The sequence below is a fragment of the Pseudomonas sp. MT92 genome (assembly GCF_058792515.1).
The window spans coordinates 1-1,548 of the sequence record NZ_JBXAFA010000045.1 but is presented as its reverse complement, the minus strand read 5'-3'; the positions used below and the strand labels follow the sequence as shown (position 1 = coordinate 1,548).

Here is a 1,548-nt window from a genome sequence, read left to right as displayed (position 1 = left end):
GCTTCCTTGAGCGACAAGTGGGTTTCGACGCTGGGTGGTGGTTCGGTCGCGGCCAGGCGCGCCACGACATTGAGGATGTGTTCGGCGCTCAGGCTGCCGCTTTCCAGTACCAGCTCAACAGCCACCAGCACCGCATCGAGCCCGGCGACCGGTACGGCAGCCAGAACTTGCGCCATGATCCGGTCACCGCCGGCATGACGCCCCAGACCGTGCTTAAGCTGACGCAGCGGCGCCGGCAGATCAGCAAAGGGCGCGCCGTTGCGCAGCGCACCGGGCTTGCGTTCGATCAGCGGGAGGTAGTGCTGCCAGTCATAGCTGACCTGGTCGCGATCCAGCAAGCGGACATGGCTGGCGATCAGCGCGTCGTCAGCCACCACCTCGATTCGCGTCGGATACAAACGGCTGCTGACCCACTTACCCGCATACTCACACGGCACCGAGTAGCGGTTGCGCCCGACGCTGACCAGGCAGGTGCTGGAGACCCGCGCAGGCCGCTCGACGTAACCGTCGAATGGCGCTGGCACAGGCATCAGTTCAGCGCGCTCCAACTCCAGCACTTCGGCCACACTCAGCCCGCTGTATTGAGGGTGCGTCAGCTCGTTCCAAAGCGCGCGGCAGCGCTGGCCCAGCCAGGCATTGAGTTCCTCGAAGGAGTGAAACTGGCAGTCCTGGGCGTCTAGCCAGATACGCCTGCGGCTGTCTTGCACGTTCTTTTCAACGATGCCCTTTTCCCAACCAGCGGCGACGTTGCAGAAGTCCGGATCGAACAGGTAATGCGCGCACATCACCGCAAAGCGCGCATTCACCGCCCGGCCTTTGCCCTTATTGACCTTGTCGACGGCGGTCTTCATGTTGTCGTAGATGCCCCGGCGCGGCACGCCGCCCAAGGAGCCGAACGAGCGTGTATGGGCGTCAAATAACATCTCATGGCCCTGGCTCGGATACGCCACAAGCCAGAACGCACGGCTGGCACACAGCTTCAGATGTGCCACCTGCATACGCCGGTAAATGCCGCCGACCAGCAAGCCTTCCTCGCTCCAGTCAAACTGAAACGCCTCGCCAAGAGCAAAGGTCAGCGGCACAAAGGCCTGCGACGCCTTGCCCTGTCCCCCTCGCCAGGCACGGATAAACGCGGTGAGCTGGCTGTAGCCACCGTCATAACCTTCGGCTTTGATTTGCGCCAACAGCGCCTTGGCACTGCGCCGCTGTTGCTTGGGCCGCAGCGAATCGGCTTTTAGCGCCTGCTCCAGCGTGGCGTGAAAAGGGCTGAGTTTGTTGAAGATCGCGCGGCGTTGGTAGACCGGCGGCTTGGCCTCAGGTGCTCTGACCCACTTGCGAATCGTGTTGCGCGCCAACCCGGTGCGCTTGGCTATCTCATGCAGCGACAGCTTGTCGCGGAAATACATCCGGCGAATTTTGCCCATCATTTCCATACTGATCACCCTGTGTTCTCCTGCTCAAAAATTGAGCAGAAGCAGTTGAACACCTGGGTCAGTTTTCAGTCGGCAGAACAGCCTCTACTGGGTCAGTTTTCGGTCAGCGGCAACA

Annotated in this window: 1 protein-coding gene; it reads right to left on the bottom strand. The window is 61.6% G+C overall.

What is annotated here, in order from left to right:
- Positions 1–1,433, bottom strand: a 1,433-nt coding sequence (gene istA, locus AC1Q6D_RS33100; protein WP_492574019.1) for an IS21-like element ISPst3 family transposase, incomplete at its 3' end; no start/stop codon positions are given.
- Between the last annotated feature and the right edge of the window lie 115 nt (positions 1,434–1,548).